This window comes from Pedobacter sp. SG908 (assembly GCF_011759615.1).
Classification (GTDB): domain Bacteria; phylum Bacteroidota; class Bacteroidia; order Sphingobacteriales; family Sphingobacteriaceae; genus Pedobacter; species Pedobacter riviphilus.
Genome location: NZ_JAAOYY010000001.1, coordinates 2046827 through 2066815, shown reverse-complemented (window position 1 = coordinate 2066815; position 19989 = coordinate 2046827). Strand labels below are relative to the sequence as shown.

Annotated in this window: 10 protein-coding genes; all 10 read right to left on the bottom strand. The window is 39.9% G+C overall.

What is annotated here, in order from left to right; translation table 11 throughout:
• Window positions 1–76: 76 nt before the first annotated feature.
• A complete protein-coding gene (locus FHT21_RS08405) occupies window positions 77–1909 on the bottom strand; it encodes a six-hairpin glycosidase (protein WP_167294245.1) in 1833 nt (610 codons plus the stop codon).
• Window positions 1910–2004: 95 nt separating this feature from the next.
• Window positions 2005–2841 (bottom strand): glycoside hydrolase family 43 protein, encoded by an 837-nt coding sequence (locus tag FHT21_RS08400; RefSeq protein ID WP_243853918.1) that lies wholly within the window; start codon window positions 2839–2841, stop codon window positions 2005–2007.
• Window positions 2842–3133: 292 nt separating this feature from the next.
• Window positions 3134–4534, bottom strand: coding sequence for a glycoside hydrolase family 140 protein (locus FHT21_RS08395; RefSeq protein WP_167294244.1), 1401 nt, complete (start codon window positions 4532–4534; stop codon window positions 3134–3136).
• Window position 4535: 1 nt separating this feature from the next.
• Entirely contained in the window at window positions 4536–7697 is a 3162-nt protein-coding gene (locus tag FHT21_RS08390) for a DUF6298 domain-containing protein (RefSeq protein ID WP_167294243.1), read from the bottom strand.
• A 197-nt stretch (window positions 7698–7894) separates the two neighbouring features.
• Window positions 7895–9526, bottom strand: a complete 1632-nt coding sequence (locus tag FHT21_RS08385) for a polysaccharide lyase (RefSeq protein ID WP_167294242.1) — start codon at window positions 9524–9526, stop codon at window positions 7895–7897.
• A 1-nt stretch (window position 9527) separates the two neighbouring features.
• Window positions 9528–11183, bottom strand: coding sequence for a polysaccharide lyase (locus FHT21_RS08380; protein WP_167294241.1), 1656 nt, complete (start codon window positions 11181–11183; stop codon window positions 9528–9530).
• Between the two features lie 392 nt (window positions 11184–11575).
• Window positions 11576–13399: a RagB/SusD family nutrient uptake outer membrane protein gene (locus FHT21_RS08375; RefSeq protein ID WP_167294240.1), complete on the bottom strand. Its 1824-nt coding sequence runs from the start codon at window positions 13397–13399 to the stop codon at window positions 11576–11578.
• Window positions 13400–13410: 11 nt separating this feature from the next.
• Window positions 13411–16677: a SusC/RagA family TonB-linked outer membrane protein gene (locus FHT21_RS08370; RefSeq protein WP_167294239.1), complete on the bottom strand. Its 3267-nt coding sequence runs from the start codon at window positions 16675–16677 to the stop codon at window positions 13411–13413.
• A gap of 493 nt (window positions 16678–17170) precedes the next feature.
• The gene (locus FHT21_RS08365) at window positions 17171–18106 is read right to left on the bottom strand and encodes a hypothetical protein (RefSeq protein WP_167294238.1); all 936 of its coding nucleotides are present in this window, start codon (window positions 18104–18106) and stop codon (window positions 17171–17173) included.
• A gap of 30 nt (window positions 18107–18136) precedes the next feature.
• Entirely contained in the window at window positions 18137–19972 is a 1836-nt protein-coding gene (locus FHT21_RS08360; RefSeq protein WP_167294237.1) for a RagB/SusD family nutrient uptake outer membrane protein, read from the bottom strand.
• Window positions 19973–19989 lie beyond the last annotated feature (17 nt).

Genomic DNA, 19989 nt, shown 5'->3' with positions numbered 1-19989 from the left:
GCGGTCGGAATGACGAACGCTTTAGAACGTAACGAGGAAAAAACTGAAAACTTCAAACTGAAAACTGCCAACTGTATCAAAATCCCTCCGTTTTTAAGTATTTAATCGAATAAACAGCTTCCTTTTTCTCTGATTCTCCAGCATTTTTTAAATCATAGGTTTGATCGGCAGGTGTATCTACATCAGGAAAACGGCGAACATCGCCGGTGCGGAAAACAATTCTGGAAACATTGGCAACTGGTTGAAAAGCCAAACTTGTTAATGCATCTTTTCCGTTGACAGTGATGGTGTAAAATCGGGTAAATGCATCTAATTTTAGTTTGATATCGTAATTTTTCCCTGCTTCATATTTCATGAAGTTTTTATACCGTGCACCAGCTTTTGCGCTTAAAGTTCCTGCAGTATCAAAAGTCACGCGTACAGTTGCCATTCCTTTCGCATCCTGCAATTCGATTTCCAACAAACCAAAATCATTTTGCTTTGGCATAACCGAAAACGAAGCAACAATTTTTCTGGATGCAGGAAACAGTCTTTCGGCTTTTGCATAATCGAATGGATCTTTATCTTTTAAAACCAAAGTACCGTTATCAACCTTTACAGGTGCCCAAAGCGGACTATAGATATTCCACATTTCGAGCGCCTTATCAGTCGGCATTTTGCCAAAATCATCATTTACATGTTGTGTTGCTTTATCATTAACGGGTACCGGAACCGAAGAAACCCAGATATCTTCTTTATTCATGCTGTACGTTACCCATAACTTCCCATCGGCAGGTTTTCCGTTTCCTTCTTCAATACCACGAACATACTGCGGACCGTACGATTTGTAATTGCCTCCGTAACGCATTGGTGTAATTTCACCATTTACAAGTAAAAGGTTGGTATAATCTAGTCCGTTTTTACTTGTTGAAATGGCTAAAGGCCACCTATACTCTGAAGGATTATAAACCGTCGCGTAGTTACCATCAGCAGTTTTTTGACCCCATATTTTGGCATTGCTGTTTACAAAGCCCGGTGCACGCGACGCGTTTTCAGGCCAACTTTTACCATTATCATTGCTAATTGCTGTTAAGGCATTTTTCCATAAACCCACCACTCTTCCATCAGGCAAGTGATAATAACTGAATGCTTTATACTGTTTTTGCAAAGTAATCAAAGGATCTTTTCTATCTGCCTCTTCATTCCATTGTTGCGTCATCAACTTATTTGATAACAATTCATTACAGGCTTCAATAAAAGCTTTACTTTTGCTTCTGGTGTATAACGGATATTTGGTGTTTTTCTCCGAGTAACCTGGATTGTAATGAATGAAATAAATTGGGCCGTATTTTCCATCTTGCTGAATTTCTCTAACTGCCCTGCCAATTCCGTGACCATCGTTCGGGTCGTCTTTCGCGTCAAAACTGATGGCATAAAAACCCAAAACCAGGAATACATTATTAGTGGAAACATAAAAGCCCATGCGTTGGTGCATCACCGCATCTAAATCTTTGGCAACATCGGTTCTACCCTCTTTTGTGGTTCCATCAGGAATCCGGTAGATTGGAAATACCACTTCTGGTTTGGTCCAGGTGTAACCATCTTTCGAAGATTGTACCAAAGTTTGCCCTGGCGGGATACTTTCACCAATTTTATCGCTTAAATATTCAATATAAAATTTATTGTTCCAATAAGCCAACATCGGCGCATGGTTGTAAGTCCAGCCGAAGTTTTCGGCCAGTTCAGGATGTTCTCTGTTGGCACGGAAAGTTTGAATACTGTGTACGCCCATCACTGGCGAAAGTTGGCCATGATGATAATCTGCGTTAACCAAGGTTTTACCTATATAACGCACCGTATCCTGCGCTTGCGAGCTTTGTACTGCAAGTGTTAGAGTTAGGCTTAAACAAAGTATTTTAAATGTTTTCATGTTATTCAATTCAGTACGTCATTGCGCGTTTCCAATTTTTCATCGGAACGCTCTCGCTTGTTCCCTTGCTTCAGTTCTCAATGACGACTCATTTATTATTTCAATAAATTCTCAATCACTCTTCTTTTCACTTTTATAATTGTTCCGTGTTTATGCCCTTCAGGGATCGAGACCTCAGCAGTTACGTCCTTAAAAGTCTTAAAATCGGCTGTTTTGTAGGCTGAATAAATCTTTTGGCCGTAGGCATCGAAATAAATCAGCCAGTCATTTTTTACTTTTACCACAGTTGGTCCCTCCGTTAATTTCGGACTAAAAGTCTCCGAAACATTTTCATAAGGACCTAAAGCATCCTTTGCAAAAGCAACTTTTAAATTCCTATTTGGACGGGTATTATCTTTTAAAACCAGCACATAATCTTTGTTTGCCCGTTTCACAATAACTGCATCGATTACACTAAAACCAGGGTCGAAAAACAGTTTTGGCTTTGAGAATGTCTCAAAATCTTTGGTTGTAATACTATACATCCGGTGGTTATTCTCCTCTTCTTCTATTCCTTTAGCAAAGCGGAACGGTATGGTTGAAGCCCAGATGATTACATATTCTTTTTTCTCGTTATCGTAAAAGATTTCAGGTGCCCACACATTTACCGTTTTTGGCTCACTTTCCATTACCGGAAGAAACTTTTGCGCACTCCAGTTGATCAGGTCTTTAGAACTTGCGTAACCGAAGCCTTTATCGCCTTTCCAACTACAGGTCCAAACTAAATGAAAGGTTCCATCCGGGCCTTGAACGATTGATGGATCGCGTAAAACTTTCTGTGTTCCCACTTCAGGTTTCAAGAAGGTTTTATTTAGATCTGTCCAATGGTAAGCATCATAACTGTACAAAAGCCTCAAACCTTCGTTAGCTGGCTCATGGAAGGAGGTAAACAAATAGGTTTGTTTTGAACAGGAACTTAATCCGCACAAAAGCAGGCCAATAATAGCTAAGCGAAATACTGATATGGAATTGGGTTTAAACACTGTTTTTCTTTAATTATTTTCTAAATAAGATCCTGAAATAAATTCAGGATAACGATCGCGATAGATTTCTCCATTTCGCTGCGCTTCAGTCGAAATGACGTTTCTCACAGTCGTCATTCCCGCACAGGCGGGAATCTTAATACACAAACAATAGCCAAAGCATTACGATTCCCAATCAAGTTGGGAATGACGATTTACCTATTTATATCTCCTCCAACACCAATACCCAATCGTTGCCATTTGCAGGCTCGCCTGGTGGGTTAAACTCTTTTATTCCTTTATTTTCAAATTCTCCAATTGGGGCAACTTTTCCCGTTCTTGGATCAAACCATGATGCTTTTATTTCATCACCATCTATTTTGCCTAGCTGCACACTGAAATTACGTCCTGTATAAGTGTAAAGCAGCGCAAAGTCTTCACCCCTTGTTGCAAGAATCCGATCATACTTTTCGCCGTTTTTACCTGCTACCAAAGTTTGGTCGGGTACACGGTCGAAATAAGAATGAGATAACATCAAATCTTTCAAATACTGCATTTGTTTAGCACCTGGTGCATTAATTGCAGTGATCCACTGGTCTTTCGGACCATAAGCAGGTTTTAAATCTGTTTTTTTATACATCTGCATCACCGAATTATGACCATAGGTGTAGCCAAAAGCACCTGCAAAAACCGACCAGTAACCATATCTCCTCACGTCACTGTCTGTCCAGCGTGGTTGAGTAGTATCATGCAGACCTTGTGGAATATCTTCATAAGATGGTTCCCCATCAATGGTTGGTTTGGTAGGTCTTAATTTATAATCAGCTTCGATATATTTCCAGTTATCCTCGCCATAATGCAGTTTTTCATTTTTAGAAGTATCCTGATCATAACGGCGATGACCAGATTGAACCATATCAAAATCGCACCATTTGGCTTTTTGGAACCATTGCGATGAAGCTGTTCTTCCTCTTGGGTGAAAAGTAATAAGGTGATTGGGATCATTTGCCCTTAAAGTTTCGCCAATGGTATTCCAAACTTCTTTTTTATCGCTGCCTTTAATATCACCACCATTGAGCCAGATTATATTCCATTTCTCTGTATAACGTTTCGCCAAAAACTTAGAATAAGCTTTTGCTTGCTCCTTTTTAACTTTTCCAGCTTTAACATTAGTACCCCAAACAGGTACTAATGCCATATAGAGACCTTTTTCGGCGGCTTTATCGATAATGTAATCTACATGGTCCCAATAATCATAAGCCAAAGAATCTTTTGGGTTATTGCCAGGTGTAAGCATCGGCTTTGATACATCTGCATGTACAACTGAGGAATCGAGGTATACATTTCTCGATGGAACATCATGTAACAGCATCACCTGGATTACATTAAAGCCTTTCTGTTTACGGTCTTCGAGGTAAGTATTTGCCTCTTCTCTGGTCAGTCTACCAAATAACAACCAGCCTGTATCGCCCAGCCAGAAAAATGGTTTACCATCACCGGTGGTTAAATATCTTCCATTCTCTGAAACCAGGAGACTTTTATCACCAAAATGCGGTTTTTTCTTACAGCCAAAGGCTAAGCAAGAAACCACAACAAGCAGAAATATTTTAGTTTTAATGTTCATGTTAAATCTTATTGATGATGAGCACTTCGTCTCCTGACCCAACCTTCTCTAACTTAGTAATAGCGCCGGCATTAATTTTCTCTTCTTTAAGTAATTTCCCTGTTTTCGAGTTGAGCACTTTTACGTTGAATTTTCCAGATACTTTGCTCAAATCGAGATTGATGGCATTTGCAGAGGCGTTATACAAAATATAAGCTTTACCTGGGTTTTCTAAACCATATTGTTTTGCAGATTTATCTGTGGGTAAAAAGGGTTTCATCGAAGATGCCGCAGTTAAAATTGAAGCATCAATTCCATCGACATTAGAAAGCGACCCCCCAGCAATTAGAATGGCCCAACCGAAACTGTCAAAGCTATCACCCGAATACATCACAGCCTTTTCTGGGAACTTATTCTTATATTCTGAAACGGCATGATAAACTTCTTCGAAAGAGGTTTTTTTAGGTTTTAACAAACGTGCATGCTGACGGGGTGCTAAACTTAAACCACCTTGCGGTGCATAAGCGCTTCCATCGGCTTGGTAATACCAATAACGGATGTCGATCAGGTCGACCACTCCGGCGCGCTTTGGATCAGCCAAAATCGCATCCTGCACATCTTTGGTTACACTTAAGCCGATAATCGGGTGTTTACCTGTTTCTTTTTCCCATTCGTTAATGGTATCGATCCAGAACTGAACAAAGTGTAATGGACCAGTAAATTCGGCACCAATTAATTGGATAACACCTGTGTTCCCATCAAAATTCTCTAAACATTTTCTGATATAAGCTTTATGGATTGCCTTGCGGTGCTCGTTACTGACATCGTAAAACTGCTCGGCCATAAAAATGCGTTTGTCGCCAGCATAAGGCACAGGTTCGGGGAACCCCGTGTTGTTGATATTGTTTGCGGTACGCCAAGGGAAATCGGCATAATGCGCACCGGCTTCAATAATGTTATGTTGAAAATAGTTCTCATGGATTAAAACCAGGCCTTTCTGATCAGCCAGATTAGCGAATTGCTTTAACCTATCCCAGTACCAGAGGTTATATTTTGTAATATCATATTTGCTCAAACCATCCCAGGCTTTATCCTGTCCGCTACGGGCAAAAGGCAATTCGTAAAAAGGTGCCCAAACCTCGCCATCCATACGGCGGATGCGCTCGTGGTCATCTCTTCTTCTATCGTACCAAAGGCCGTAATTATGATCGAGCACTTTAACCTGACCGTTTTTCATCGCATCTGTGATCGAATCTAAATCATCTGTTAAACCATTTCCAGAACGGCCAGGAACGAAACGTGTGATATGAAACTTGGTGTTTTTTAATCCATACGGACGGGCGCTTCCGTTCCACCAAGGCACATCCTGACGCTCGCCCAGAACGATTTCGCTGCCACGAACCAACCAACCATTTTTGATGCCCATCGCACCTGCAAGAGCAGGTTGAACAACTTGATCTAAGCCAAGTTTATCTATGCTTTTTGCCTGACTGGCATCTGTTGGGATTTTGTTCCTGTCAGATGCTGCATCAATATATTCTGAAACAGTTAAAGCGGGTTTATAGGCCAATTTGGTCAGTTTTAATGCCACATCTACAGGCGGACTGCTTGATGCTTCCGTTTCAACAGGTAGCACAAAATTCCTGCTATCTGCTTCACTTCCCAATCTATCCTTTAGTTGGGCATAATATAAACTTCGCGGCTGGATCTGTTCGTTCGACATATCCCAGTACCCGTTTCCGGCGAATTGAGACCAGGTTCCAAAAGCCCAGTTTTGAGCTGTTGGTGGCTGAAAATTATCAACCCTTGCGGCACTACATTGCCAAAAAACACTATTTGCAGCACTCCAACCAGCACCTTGTCCATCTTGTCCGCGGTTTAAATAACTTAAAGCTTGTCCGTCGATGTTTACGATATCGAATAAAACGCCTGATGCCCAGCTATCTATTGCGCCACTAAAACTGAAAGGCAAATAAGACTGACACTGCACAAAAACATTGGGGCCTGGAGCGCAAAAGCCAACAGCAAAATCATGGTAACCATATTCTGAGTATAATCTCTGGAAAAGCGTTTGCTGACCAGTAGTTAAAAAGGTAAAACGGCGCTCGCCACCGATTTCGGAAATTGGAGCTAACGATTTACAATCTTCAACAGTAATCCTTTTTGAAGTTTCCAAAACATTTACTGCAGAACCTGCAAAATGCTCAAAAACCACCTGACGAACCCAGGCATCTTGTACGTTTTCTAAACATATAGCTGTCCAACGGTGATATTCGTCTTTAATATTTTCTTTATGATAATCTGATTCAATTTTCAGGTTTTCAATACCTGTTTGCGCAATTCTTCCATCCCATTTATATTTCGAAACCGTTGCGCCACCATATTTAGCATCTAAAGCTGTTGTAATTGGCACATCGAAAGTTATCGTATTGCCGTTTATGGCGATAATTTTTCTATCCCAATGAATATCTCTTGTCCCTGGTTTCCATCCCAAAGCACTTTCTCCACCACCAAACTCGACCGTTTTAAGGGTTTCGATCCATTCTTTAGTTGATGGCCTGTTAATGATGATCTGATCACCTACTTTAAATCCACTGGTATTAGACAGCGTAATTTTATTTGCATTAACGGGCACATAAGGATCAGTAACTGCGATTGCCTGTTCTTCTATCCTGTTTTTTTGACCTAGAATCCTGATTACACCAATCCGGTCTAAACCAGTTGCAAAAATCTTTGTGCCGTTTTCGCCCATTCCACTTCCACGGAGCACCACCCCAGAAGCTGACAACCTTAATGTTCCGGCAACTTCGTAAGTTCCTTTTTCTAATAAAACGGCGCCACGTAATCCATCTTTCTCAAGAGGTAATTTCGAAACATAATTAATGGCCGATTGAATCCTTAAAGTGGCATCGCCATTTGAAACCGGAACTATTACCTTTATTGTTGCATTAGGAATGGCTTTTTCTCCTGCCATGTAACCTGCATAAGAAAAATCTGGAATCCGGTTTCCTTGCTCATCTGAGGTATAAGCCATTTTACCATCTTTCCCTTTGAAGATCGGTTTTGGTGGCTCAACAGGTTTGGTCTTTTGTGCAAAAGAAAAATTAGTCGCCAAAAGCGCCATTACCAAAATCGGTAAGGTTTTTAGTTGCATGGCTTTTAATATGTGGTTAGTTTTTGGCATTAATGTTTTTTAATCAACTTTCTACAAACACGCGTCACCCTGAATTTATTTTACTGCGTAGCTTTCCGCTTCGCTACAGGTCAGGGTCTTTATTACAAGATAGATGCTGAAATAAATTCAGCATGACGACAGCCAAAAAGCAAAATTGCTATACGACTGCCAAGCCTTTCCGCTTTCAACTTTGGTCTTTCTCCTTTTTACGGTCTCACTTTATTAGTATCTACCAAACTATTCAAATAAACTTCGATATTGGCATAACCTGATTTCGAAATTCTTGAGGCATCCTTTGCGTCTTTTGGGTTTAAACCATTTTTTGTTTCCCAACTATCAGGAATTCCATCATGATCGGTATCTACATAAGGTTTTCCTTTATATTCAGGATAACCGCCTACTTGTGCGATATCTGAAATAATTCCTTTTTTATAAGAATCGGCAGGTAAGCGGCGTTTTACATAACTTTGTTGAGCAGGCAATTTCCCATCTTCAACATGCTCAATCTTCCCTGTTGTAACCTGTTTAATAATACGTTGGTCTACCGCATCGCGAACAGGTAAAGATGCACCAGCATTGGCCAGAACATAATCGTAAGCTTTTTTGGTATCGATAATAGAAATTTTTGCCATTGGCAACGGTTTATCCACTTTCATCGAATCTAATAGTTTTTGCTTATCTCTTTTGCTTTCAGGCTGAACACCGCCATCCCAATTATTTTTGGTTACCTTTTCGTTTCCTTCTATAATATTTCCGGTTATATAAGCTTTGCCAAATTCGTTGGCAAACTTTTTATCTCTCCCCGATTCAGGTTTTAAGATACGATAAGAAATCGGTTCTCCGGCAGGTGTAATGGGGCCTGGTTTATAATAATTGTTGATGAAACTATAAAATGAGGCATTATCGCCACCATCGGCACTTCTGTTCCACCAGTTGAAGATCACATTATTGGCAAAGCCAAAATCACCGTACATCCCAACCGATGGGTTCCGGCTGATATTTGACGCCCAAAGGTTACGCATAAAAGTACTGTTCAAGCCACCAATTGTACTCCCAAAAGCATGGTTATAGGTATCTAAAGCTTCAGAAAAGATCGAATTTTGAATGGTAACGTTTACCGTAGGCAATTTTACAGGTTTAGAACCGTCTTTTGGATCGTAAACATGGCGGTAAATCGACATGTTTTCATCTAATCCCCAACTGGCCGAAACGTGATCGATAATGATGTTCCCGACGGGATTTCCGCCAATAGCATCATCTCGGCGGGTAACATCGGTTGCACCACGACGGAAACGCATATAACGGATCACCACATCATGGGTATTGATCCAAACCGATTCGCCAGCCACACAGATCCCATCGCCAGGCGCACTTTGACCAGCAATGGTAATATATGGTGCACGGATAATCAGTGGCGTTTTTAATTTGATAATCCCCGAAACATTAAAAACTATGATTCTTGCACCGCCTTGCTCGCAGGCCTCGCGTAAAGTTCCACTGCCCGAATCTTCGAGACTCGTTACCACGTAAACTTTTCCGCCGCGGCCGCCAAAAGAATAAGCACCACCACCTTCAGCGCCCGGAAAAGCCACTGTTTTAGCTTGTGGCAAATCGCCTGGTTTTGCTGCCCATGGAATATAAGGTTTACCATGTCTTGCATCTTCATCTACAATGTGTTTTACTTTTAAAAATTGCAGTTCAGATTTTTCTTCGATGCTTTTTAAAAGCGAATCGGCTTTCTTTTCCATAGCTTCTGGGATTACCGGATATTGCGCAAAAGCTACATTTCCAATAGCATAAAGCGTTATTACGCTAAAAATTGAATTCCAGGTACGCATATTAGTTGGGCTTTACAATTGAAACTGGAACCACACTATTTAAGTATACTTCGATGTTCGCATAACCACTTTTTGTAATTTTAGTAGCATCAGATGCGTCCTTAGGGTTTAAACCATTTTTAAGCTCGTAAACATCAGGCATGCCATCATCATCACTGTCTTTATATGGCGTGCCTTTATATTCCGGGTAACCTCCAACCTGAGAAACTTCTGTAATGATACCTTGCTTGTATGAATCGCCAGGTAATCTGCGGTGTTCGAACTGAAATTCAGATGGTTTCGCATTAGGGTGAACTTCAATTTTACCTGTGGCAACCTGTTTAATTACTCGGGTATCAACCGGATCTCTTTTCGGTAAAGTGGCACCAGCATTAGCCAAAACATATTCTTTAGCTTGTAAAGTAGGGATAATGCTAATTTTAGGCATTGGAAACGGGTTCTTAGCTTTCATCGCTGCGAAATATTTACTTGCTTCTTCGAAAGACATTAAATTTCCTTTTTTATCTTCCAATTGAACACCTCCATCCCAGTTATCTTTGGTTACTTTTTCGTTGCCATCAATGATATTTCCAGCAACATAAGCCCTGCCAAAAACCACATAAGGTAATTTACTTCGTCCTGATTCTGGTTTTAAAATGCGGTAACTGATCGGATCTTTTAGTTCGGTAACCGGACCTGGTTTGTAATAGTTGTTAATGATATTGTATTGAGCAGTATAATCGCCGCCATCAGTAGAGCGGTTGTTCCAGTTAAAAACCACATTGTTAGCGAAATTAAAAATTCCGTTCCAACCAATTGATGGGTTACGGGCGCCATTATCTGCCCAAAGATTACGGACAAAGGCGCAATTTTCTCCGCCTAAAGTGCTACCAAAAGCATGGTTCCAATAATCTAGCGCCTCTGAGAAAATAGAGTTTTGTATTGTGATGTTAACCGTACCCAATTTTTCTTCGGTTTTACCTGTACTATCGTTGTACATGTGGCGGTACATCGACATGTTTTCGTCTAATCCCCAGCTTGCAGAAACGTGATCGATCATAATGTTACCTACCGGATTACCACCAATGGCATCATCTCTGCGGCCAACAAAGGTTTCTCCCCTTCTAAAACGCATAAAGCGAACTATAACATCATGAGTATTTAGCCAAACCGACTCGCCGGCTACGCAAACCCCATCGCCAGGTGCGGTTTGACCAGCAATAGTGATATAAGGTGCACGGATAATAAGTGGTGTTTTTAACCTGATGATCCCGGCAACGTTGAAAACCACAATCCTTGCGCCGCCTTGTTCGCAGGCATTACGCAATGAACCAGGACCACTATCGTTTAAATTTTTTACTACGATTACCCTACCACCATGACCACCAAAACTATAGGCACCACCACCTTCTGCACCTGGAAAAGCCAATAAATCTGATTGTGGTAAATCGTTTGGTCTGCCCGCCCAAGGAATATATGGCTTGCCCTGAGCTGCCTCTTTTGCAATAATAGGCTTTGCTTTCTCCCAGGCAATATCAGATTGGTGATAGGCTTCTTTCATCATCGAATCAGAAGATTTTTTAATATTGGCAGGAATGTTTGGATATTGGGCATATAGATAATTTGCGGAGAGTATTAATGCTGTTGTTAGCAACAGATTTAAAATGTTCTTTTTCATTTGTGTTGTTCGTTGGGAAGAGAAAGAAGTTACGAAATATTTTTAACTAGCAGAAAAAATCTAATCGCTGATATTGAAAATCGTGGCTCATTTCTTTGTCTATCCTTGTAAGTAATTTTGGTTAGAAAGTATATTATCTTTCAAATTTGCATGCAAAAAGCAGCTGTTTAATGTATAATTTTGGCTATCTATTGTATCATCTTATCAATTGGTAAAAATGCCTGTAACAAATTAAATTCATTCTCGCAGCCATGTTACAAGATAGGAATAAAATTCATATATAAATGTAACATTCTTAAATAAAAAAAAAGGAAACAAATTAATGTCCCCTTTTTCCAAACCAAATAAAAAAATGGGGTGGTGAGCAAACCACCCCGAAGATATTGAAATATCTATTGAAGCGGATCGAATGGACCACCCCAGGTATTATTCTGTTGTAAATTGATATTATTGTTTATGGATAGTGTTGGTATGCCATAAAAATAGTTTCCCGCCTGGAAATTGATATTTTGGTTATCTAATGCTTTTAAAGATAATGTAAAGCTAGAAGCATATAATGCATCTAAAGAATTTGCCGCAGAGGCTTCTCTGGTTAGTGCAATATAATCAGTAGTCTGTGTACCGCTCCTGTTCAGCTGAATAATCAAAGCATTTCGTTTTGTACCATTTAAAGTAGATTCCAGCAATTTTCTTCTTCTCAGATCCCAAAATCTTTTACCTTCAAAAGCCAGTTCAATCTGTCTCTCCCTCATAACAGCGGCAACAAGATCGGTTCTTCCCATTCCGGCTGTTAAGCCATATAAACCATCTGTACCTACCTCAATACCAGCTCTTTTTCTGATGGCAATCAAGTTTGCATAGGCTTCGTCAGTAACAGCTAGTTTATTAAGTTCAGCGGCAGATTCAGCTAAATTCAGTAATACTTCGGCATAACGTATTTCGATCCAATCTGTACCCATAAAGGTTGTTGGAGAAGTTTTCGTTTCATCAACCCCTTTACGCAGGTAGAAGCCCGTATTGCTAGCCGCTACGGCCTCTGTAGTTTTATTGGCATTACCCGAGGTAGCGGTGTAGTAATAATATGTCCATAAACGGTTACCTCCTAAAACTGAACCCCAGGTACCGCCATTATAGGCAAGCGTGGTATAAAATCTTGGGTCTCTGTTTTTATAAAAGGTAGCCATTGAATATGGATATTTTGATGAAGTATTGGCAGGTTTACCATCAGCCATTGGGAAAGCTAAACTCATTTCGTAAGTAGGCGTAAACGAGCCACCACCAGAAACTGATTTGGGCCTTGCACCATTATCGAAGGTGTTATTATTGGCATTTGCATCTACTGATGAGTTATTGTAACCTGTAACTAATACAGCTTCTGTATTTGCTGCACCTTCTGTAGTCCACATGGTGTAATCTATTTTAGGGTAAAGTGCAAAACCATTTGCAGATAATATGTTTACTGCATTTTTGTTTGCATCGTAAGCAGCCTGCCAACGGGCAATATCGTTATTAGGATTAAACTGTGGACTGGCATAAGTTAACAATACACGGCCAAGAAATGCTGCAGCTGCTCCAGAAGTAATCCGTCCATAATCGGCTGTTTTAGGCCATTTTGCCGGAAGATATTTAATGCAAGAATCAAGATCGCTTTTAATCTGTGCGAAAACCGCACTTGTTTTGGCGCGGGGAACCAATGCTTCTTGTTTTGCCTCATCGCCAACGGCACCAAGTGGAACCAAAATTAAAGGCACGCCACCATATAATTTTACCAGTTCAAAATACCTGAAAGCCCTCCAGAAATAAGCTTGGGCGGCAAATCTGCGTTTTACAGCCAGATCGAGTGTACCGGCATTAACATCTCGCAAGAAAGTATTGATTACCCTGATTTTGGTATAAGCAGGATTTGCACTTGCCGATGTACCTATATCGGTTACACTTTCGATGGTTAATGTACCTAAAACAAAATTGTTGCTTCCCTGGCTTTCTTCCGTTAGGTTATAAGTACCTGCAGAGTGAACAGAACCACCTGTAGTGCCAAACCAACCAGGTTGATTTTGACTGTATAGGTAGTCAGCATTTAATTTTACAGTGGTTGAGTCGTTAAAAATCTGATCGGCAGTAAAATTACCAACATCTTGTTTTTCTAAAACCTTTTTGCAATTCGTTAGCGAAAATACGGCTAAGCTTAATGCAGTTATGATGAATATCTTTTTCATTTTTCTATATTTTAAAAACCAACATTTAATCCGAATGACCAAGTTTTTAACGTTGGATAGGAATATAAAGCTGTTTGTAAATCTCTGTATTTGCCTGGAAAAGGGTTGATAAACTGAACCGGATTGGTAGCAACGGCATATAGCCTCAAGCTTGACATTCCTACTTTATTCGCGATATTGGTTGGAACATTATAGCTTAAATTAATACTACTGATGCTGAAGCTGGTTGCTTTAACCAACCAAAAATCGGATGTTACTTCAAAATTTGTTCGGAAGAAAGGATTAGGGTATGCCGCGTTAGTATTGGTTGGTGTCCAGTGATCTACCCAGTACACTGCCCTGTTATCATAAATTGATGCACCTGTTGACGAGCTCGACTGGTTGGCTGGTTTTAAACCATCTATTGTGGTCCATCCGCCCCACGACATGCCCATAATTACGTTCAGTACAATTCCTTTATAACCCACATTCCAGTTTAAACCTAATGCATTATGGTTATTCTGCCTGCTTTTTATAAAAGACTGATCTTTTTTATCGGTACTAATCACCCCATCCCCGTTTATATCCTCATAATTGATCATACCAGGCTGTAAAGGCTGTCCAAATATTTTAACATTGGCTGCACCACCGGCTGCAGTGGCACGTTCTGCGATAATTGCATCTGCCTCGGCCTGTGTTCTGATAATGCCCAAAGATTTATAACCAAAAACTCCTAAATCAGATGATCTTCCGGTAACATCTTCTACCGTACCGATAATCGAAGCTGCCTGATCAACTTTCAACATTTTGTTATCCATCCAGGTATAGAATGGACTAATACCATAAGTAAAATCTTTACCGATCTTATCCCTCCAGCCTAATGAGAACTCCCAACCAAATGTATTGGCATTAGTATAATTTTCAGTTGGCGTGGTGGCACCGATTGTTGTTGGCACGGATGAGCTTAAAGAAGTTAAGATATCAGTACCGTGGTTCCAATAGTATTCAGTTGTAAAAGAAAGGCGGTTTTTTAAGAAAGCCATATCTACACCGTACGAAGTTTTAAGCTCTTTGTTCCAGGTTACATCCACATTTGGAATGGCCAGATTGGGTTTAATCGCAATCGTTCTTGAATCGTTACCATTAAAAACAGCACCACCAGAGCTTCCTGTGCCCAGATTATAATTGGCTAAATATTGATAAGCTTTAGTATTATCAACGCCCGATAAACCTACCGAAGTCCTGAATTTTAACAAATCGAGCCATTTTGCGTTAGCCAGGAAAGATTCTTTATTAGCTACCCAACCTACTGATGCAGCGGGGAAATGTCCCCAGTTATTTCCTGGTGCAAACCTTGAACTACCATCGGCCCTGTAAATCAATTGTAATAGGTATTTTTGATCGTAATCGTAATTTACACGGGTAATCAAGGCCTGGAAACCAAATTGACTTACGGTTGAGGATTGATTTGAACTTGAAGCACCCACCGCAAATGATTGATAATCTAAAGCCCCGGCTACCATCCCGGTTGCTTCTGCATTTACTCCTTCACTATTTTGCTCGCGCTGTTCTACCAAAGCCAATGCCGAAATATTGTGCTTGCCAAACGAGCGGCTATAAGTTAAACCTGCGTTTAACTGATAAGAATCTGCAAAATTTGGGGTTAAACGTACTTTATCGCCGTTTAAAACACTAAATGTACCTACTAATGCTCCTCCTGGAATATGATTGTTGGCTCCTAAACCAGCATATTTATAGTAAACAAATGATGTACCGAACTGCTTGTTATTGGCCGAATTTAAGTTTTTGTTGAATGTTGCCGTAGCCATCAATCCTTTTATACCCGGGATTTCGTAGGTAACTTTAGCTAAAATATTAGTCGAGGTATTGGTGCCTCCAGTATAGTTGTTTGAATTTTGGATGGCGAAGAAATTGATGTTATCATTACCACCCGTATTACTTCCCCCCATTACCACTGGATTACCATTGATGAAATATTCCTGCCAAGGCTGAACATTTTGTAATGATGCAGCATCGTTATCCAAACTTTCGGATGTACTGGTTAATTTATACCAATAACTTCTGTTATAACCCACATTGGTGTTTAATGATAAAGAGGTAACCAGTCCTTTGGCCGGCTTTGCTTCAACAGTTGCCCTTAATCCATATTTATAAGAGTTAATACCTTTAAAATTGCTGTTCTGGTTTACAAAATCGCCACCGATAAAATAGGTTACTTTATCATTTCCGCCACTGATGTTTGCTGCTGTGCGCCAAACATAAGCAGGTCCAAAAGCATCATCAAAATAATTGTGACTGTGTGTTGAAAAATAATCCAGCTCATCTGGTGTGTACCAAGCGGCAAGCCTGGTCGGTCCTTTAACCCCAGCTGTTATCAAATATCCATCGGCATCATAAAATTTATCAACAGGAACTCCAGGAGTAGTTTGTATATACGCTGATGCCTGGGTATAATCATTAGAGAAAGTTCCCAATTGTAATGAATTCATCATTTTAGGCATGATGGTAGCCGTAGATACACCAAGTGAATTGCTGATATTAAATTTTGGCGCACCGATCTTGCCCTTCTTTGTTCTGATCAGAATAACACCGTTTGCACCCTGAACCCCGAAAATTGCGGCTTCAGCATCTTTTAAAACAGATACGTTGTCTATTTCGTTAATATCCAGGTTATCAAAATCGGCCTGTGTTCTGATAATATCGTCGATAACAAATAAAGGATTGGTACCCTGACCGCCATCTTTTGCAAAAACCACCGGATTACGAATGGTTACAGTTGTTCCTTGCCCTGGCCTTTGTGCGCCGCCAGATACACTTAAACCAGGCGCTGTGCCTTTTAAGGCCGCCGTTAAGTTTAAGGCAGGTATATCTTCAACACTTTTCAAATTCGGTGTAGATACCGAACCGGTGAGCGAGGTCTTTTTTTGTGTACCGTAACCCACAATTACCACATCATCCAGATCTTTATTGTCGGATACCAGTTTGATATTGATTGTAGATTGGGTACCAACTAGAGTTTGCTGCCTGATGTAGCCGATGTAAGAAAATACAAGCACATCGGCATTGCTTTTTACCTGAATAGTATAAATACCATCCGCATTGGTACTCACATTACTGGGTACACCTTTGATGCTCACATTTACCCCCGGGATCCCCTGTCCATCTGCCTGATCGACAACCTTTCCCGTTATCTTTCGGTCTTGGGCAAAGAGGATTGTGCTTGCCAGTAGAATAAAAAGCAAGGACAAAGAAATTTTGCGTAAAAATTTTAAGTTCATCTTATTATTTGGTTAGTTAATATTATAATGTAGGCTGGTTATAAGCCTGAGTTTAATGTTTGTATTTTATTATTTTTTTTGTAACTGAGGTATTTAATTATCCTTATCAATCAGTTTATAAGTATTTTTTATTAGGATCGATAAAATAAAAAGTTCAATTAATGCTTATAAAAATTAAAGTGATGAAAAACACAATGTGATTTGGCTCATTTTTTTTATTTGGATCTAGATAAATATTTTGGTTAGAAAGTATTGTAATTCAAAGTTGCAATCAAAAACTGGCTGTTTTAGCGAGTATGTTCGCTATTTATTATACGATTTTATCAAACATATAAGTAAAATATACAAACAACATTCAGTATTTTAATTTGGCGATACAAGATATAATTAATTCATATATAAATGAAATATTCTTAAATAAAAAAATCGAGACAATTTAATTGTCTCGATTCTAACAAAAAACAGCATTATTGTCTATCTAAAACTTCGTATTTTAATTCTGTATTTTCACATCAACGTTTAAGAAAACTCCGCGCGATGAATTGTTGCTGGAGATGGAATTAACATAGAAAGCGCCATACTTACCCTCGGGCGTTAAGAAATAAAATAAACTACCAGGTATTAATCCCGTGGTAATAGATTTGAGTGTGGGTTTAGCACTTTTACCTGCCGTAAGAATCTGCGCACCGGTTCTTAAGTTTAAAAAGGTTGAAGCTTGTCCGGTTTTTGGTGCACCAAGTAAAGTTGCGCGTTTATTTGTCCATGTGCTCATATCATAGGCCGTAAATGGCATCGGATTCGCATCTAAAGCATAAGCATTATACAAATAACCGTTTACACCATTTGCAGTTACCGGCGTACGATAAATACCAAGATCGATTTTGTCAGTATTTTCTTTACCGTTCGAGTAGCTGTATAGTTGTCCAGTGGTCAAGGAAATATAAGAATTGGCTACCTTGGTAACGGTATCTGGAATAAAAATCTCCCTTGATGTCCAGTATTTATAATCAGGCAATACATTTAAAGTAATGGTTTTGTATCCATCCCCCAGGTAAATGCCGCCTTTATCCAACGCCCAAATCCGGTAAGAGATTAGCCCCACCCTTGTGTCCATTTTTAGTTTAACGATGCCTGTAGCTTTTTTGCGCTGCGTATCGTCCAGTGCAATTTTTGTGGGAATGGCCGACGAAGTTTCGAAAATACAGGCCACGTACATATCTGTTTTCGGCGATTCGATGGTGTATTCTAAGTACACACTATCACCTACATTTACATCTTTATAACTGGTTACGGCATAAGGGCTTTTGGCCGAATAGGTTACCGTAACATCCTCAAACATATTAAATATATTGGTGGTTTCTTTTTTACAGGCTGTAAAAAGAAGTGTTGCCATTACGATCAGGCCAACAACATTTAAATTTCTTTTCATTTTAAATTTTATTTACTGATGAATATTGATTTACAACGGATCGAATGTTCCACCATCCCATCCTATGGTTTGATCTAACAATGGACTTGAATTCATAAATGTTGAAGGTAAGGCAAAGAAATAGTAGGTATCCAATATTCCAAAACCATTAGGTCCCTGATTTACGTTAGTTGCTGTAAAATATTTATCAAACGTAGTCCGGTCGTTTACGTTAATATTTTCCCTAAAACGGATACCATTGGTACCCACAGCTTCTAATTCGGTTTTCAATGCAGCGGTTTTAACTGTCCATTGGATGGTCTGCATCTGGCCGCTCAATAAATGGTAACGGCGGGTTCGTCTTAGATCGAATGAGCGTTTGCCCTCGAAAGAAAACTCGACCATCCGTTCATTCATGATCAGGTCGCGCATCAATTCTTTGGAAGTAGCCAGATCTAAGCCATAATTTTTAGTTCCGGGTTGTATGCCAGCCCTGATTCTGATCTGTTTAATCAGGTCTTTGGCTTCCTGCAGATTGCCAATCTCGTTAGCACATTCGGCATAATTCATAATAACTTCAGCAAACCGGAGTTCTACCCAGTCTAAACCGTTTCCTCCAAAATCGTTGGCATTAATTACCGAGCCTTTGGCCAGATCAGGATCGCAGAATTTCTTTAAATAAAACCCCTGTGGTGATGCTTCAGTAATTCCACCGTTATAACACCATTGTTTACGGGTAGCTAGACCGCTTAATTTCCATTGACTTCCATTATAAGCAATTGTTGCGTCTAAACGGGGATCGCGGTTTACCCAAAATACAACCGGATCATAAGTGAAAGAACTGGCCTGCCCTACCGGAACACCATCTTTCATGGTATAGGCATTTACCAATTGTAAGGTTGGTGTAAAAGCCGATGCATTGCCACCCTCTTCTGTTGGCCTGCTTTTTTGTTCTACATTTTGTCCTCTTTTAGAAAGTTTGGCCGAATATGAACGAACGATGATGGCTTCAGGATTGGCCGTTCCTTCTTTAAGAAAAATATCGGCATAATTTGGCATTAACGACGCTCCTGCAGCTTTGCAGATATCGTAAGCTTCTTTATTGACCTCATAAGCTTTTTGCCATCTGCTTTGATCGAATGGGTGCGCTGGATTATTGGTTGGGTTAAACTGTGGACTGGCCCAATACAATAAAACCCTGGCTTTTAACGCGGCTGCAGCCTGACGGGTAAATTTACCCCTCTCGGTAGCATCTACCCAGGTTACACCATTTAACAAGTTTATAGCCGAATCCAGATCGTTTACGATGACCTGGAAACATGCTGATGCTTTTGAACGTCCTGTAAGCGTTAAATTATCCGGATCCTGTGGTTCAAGCACTAAAGGCACTCCACCATAAAGCCTTACCAACTGGAAATAGGTAATGGCCCTTAAAGCAAAAAACTGACCGCGCAGCTTGTTTTTAGAACTTTGAGATAAGGTTCCTTTTGGTATTTCTTTTAGAGCAACATTGCAGCGTGCAATATCGAAATAGCGGTTATCACCTTTATTGCCCTGATATTTGGTCGCAATAAATTTTACATCGTTAGCGGTTAAAATCCCATTTACACCAATGGCCTTACGCATAATCGATTCTGAAGAAGAAAATTTGTCTTCATCACTGGCGTAAATTACATTATCGGCCGTTATTTCATAAGGAAAATCGGGCATAGTCACATCGTAAGTATCGTTTAAAAGAAACTGGATAGAACCTTCGTTGTCCCAAATCCGTGAGTCCATTCCATTTCTATCTTCGAGATCGAAGAAATCCTTTTTGCAGGAAGAAGAGAATAAGATAAGCATCGCCATCATTCCGATCAGCAATGTGGTTTTATTTTTTAAAATCATTTTAGCTTGGTTTGAGT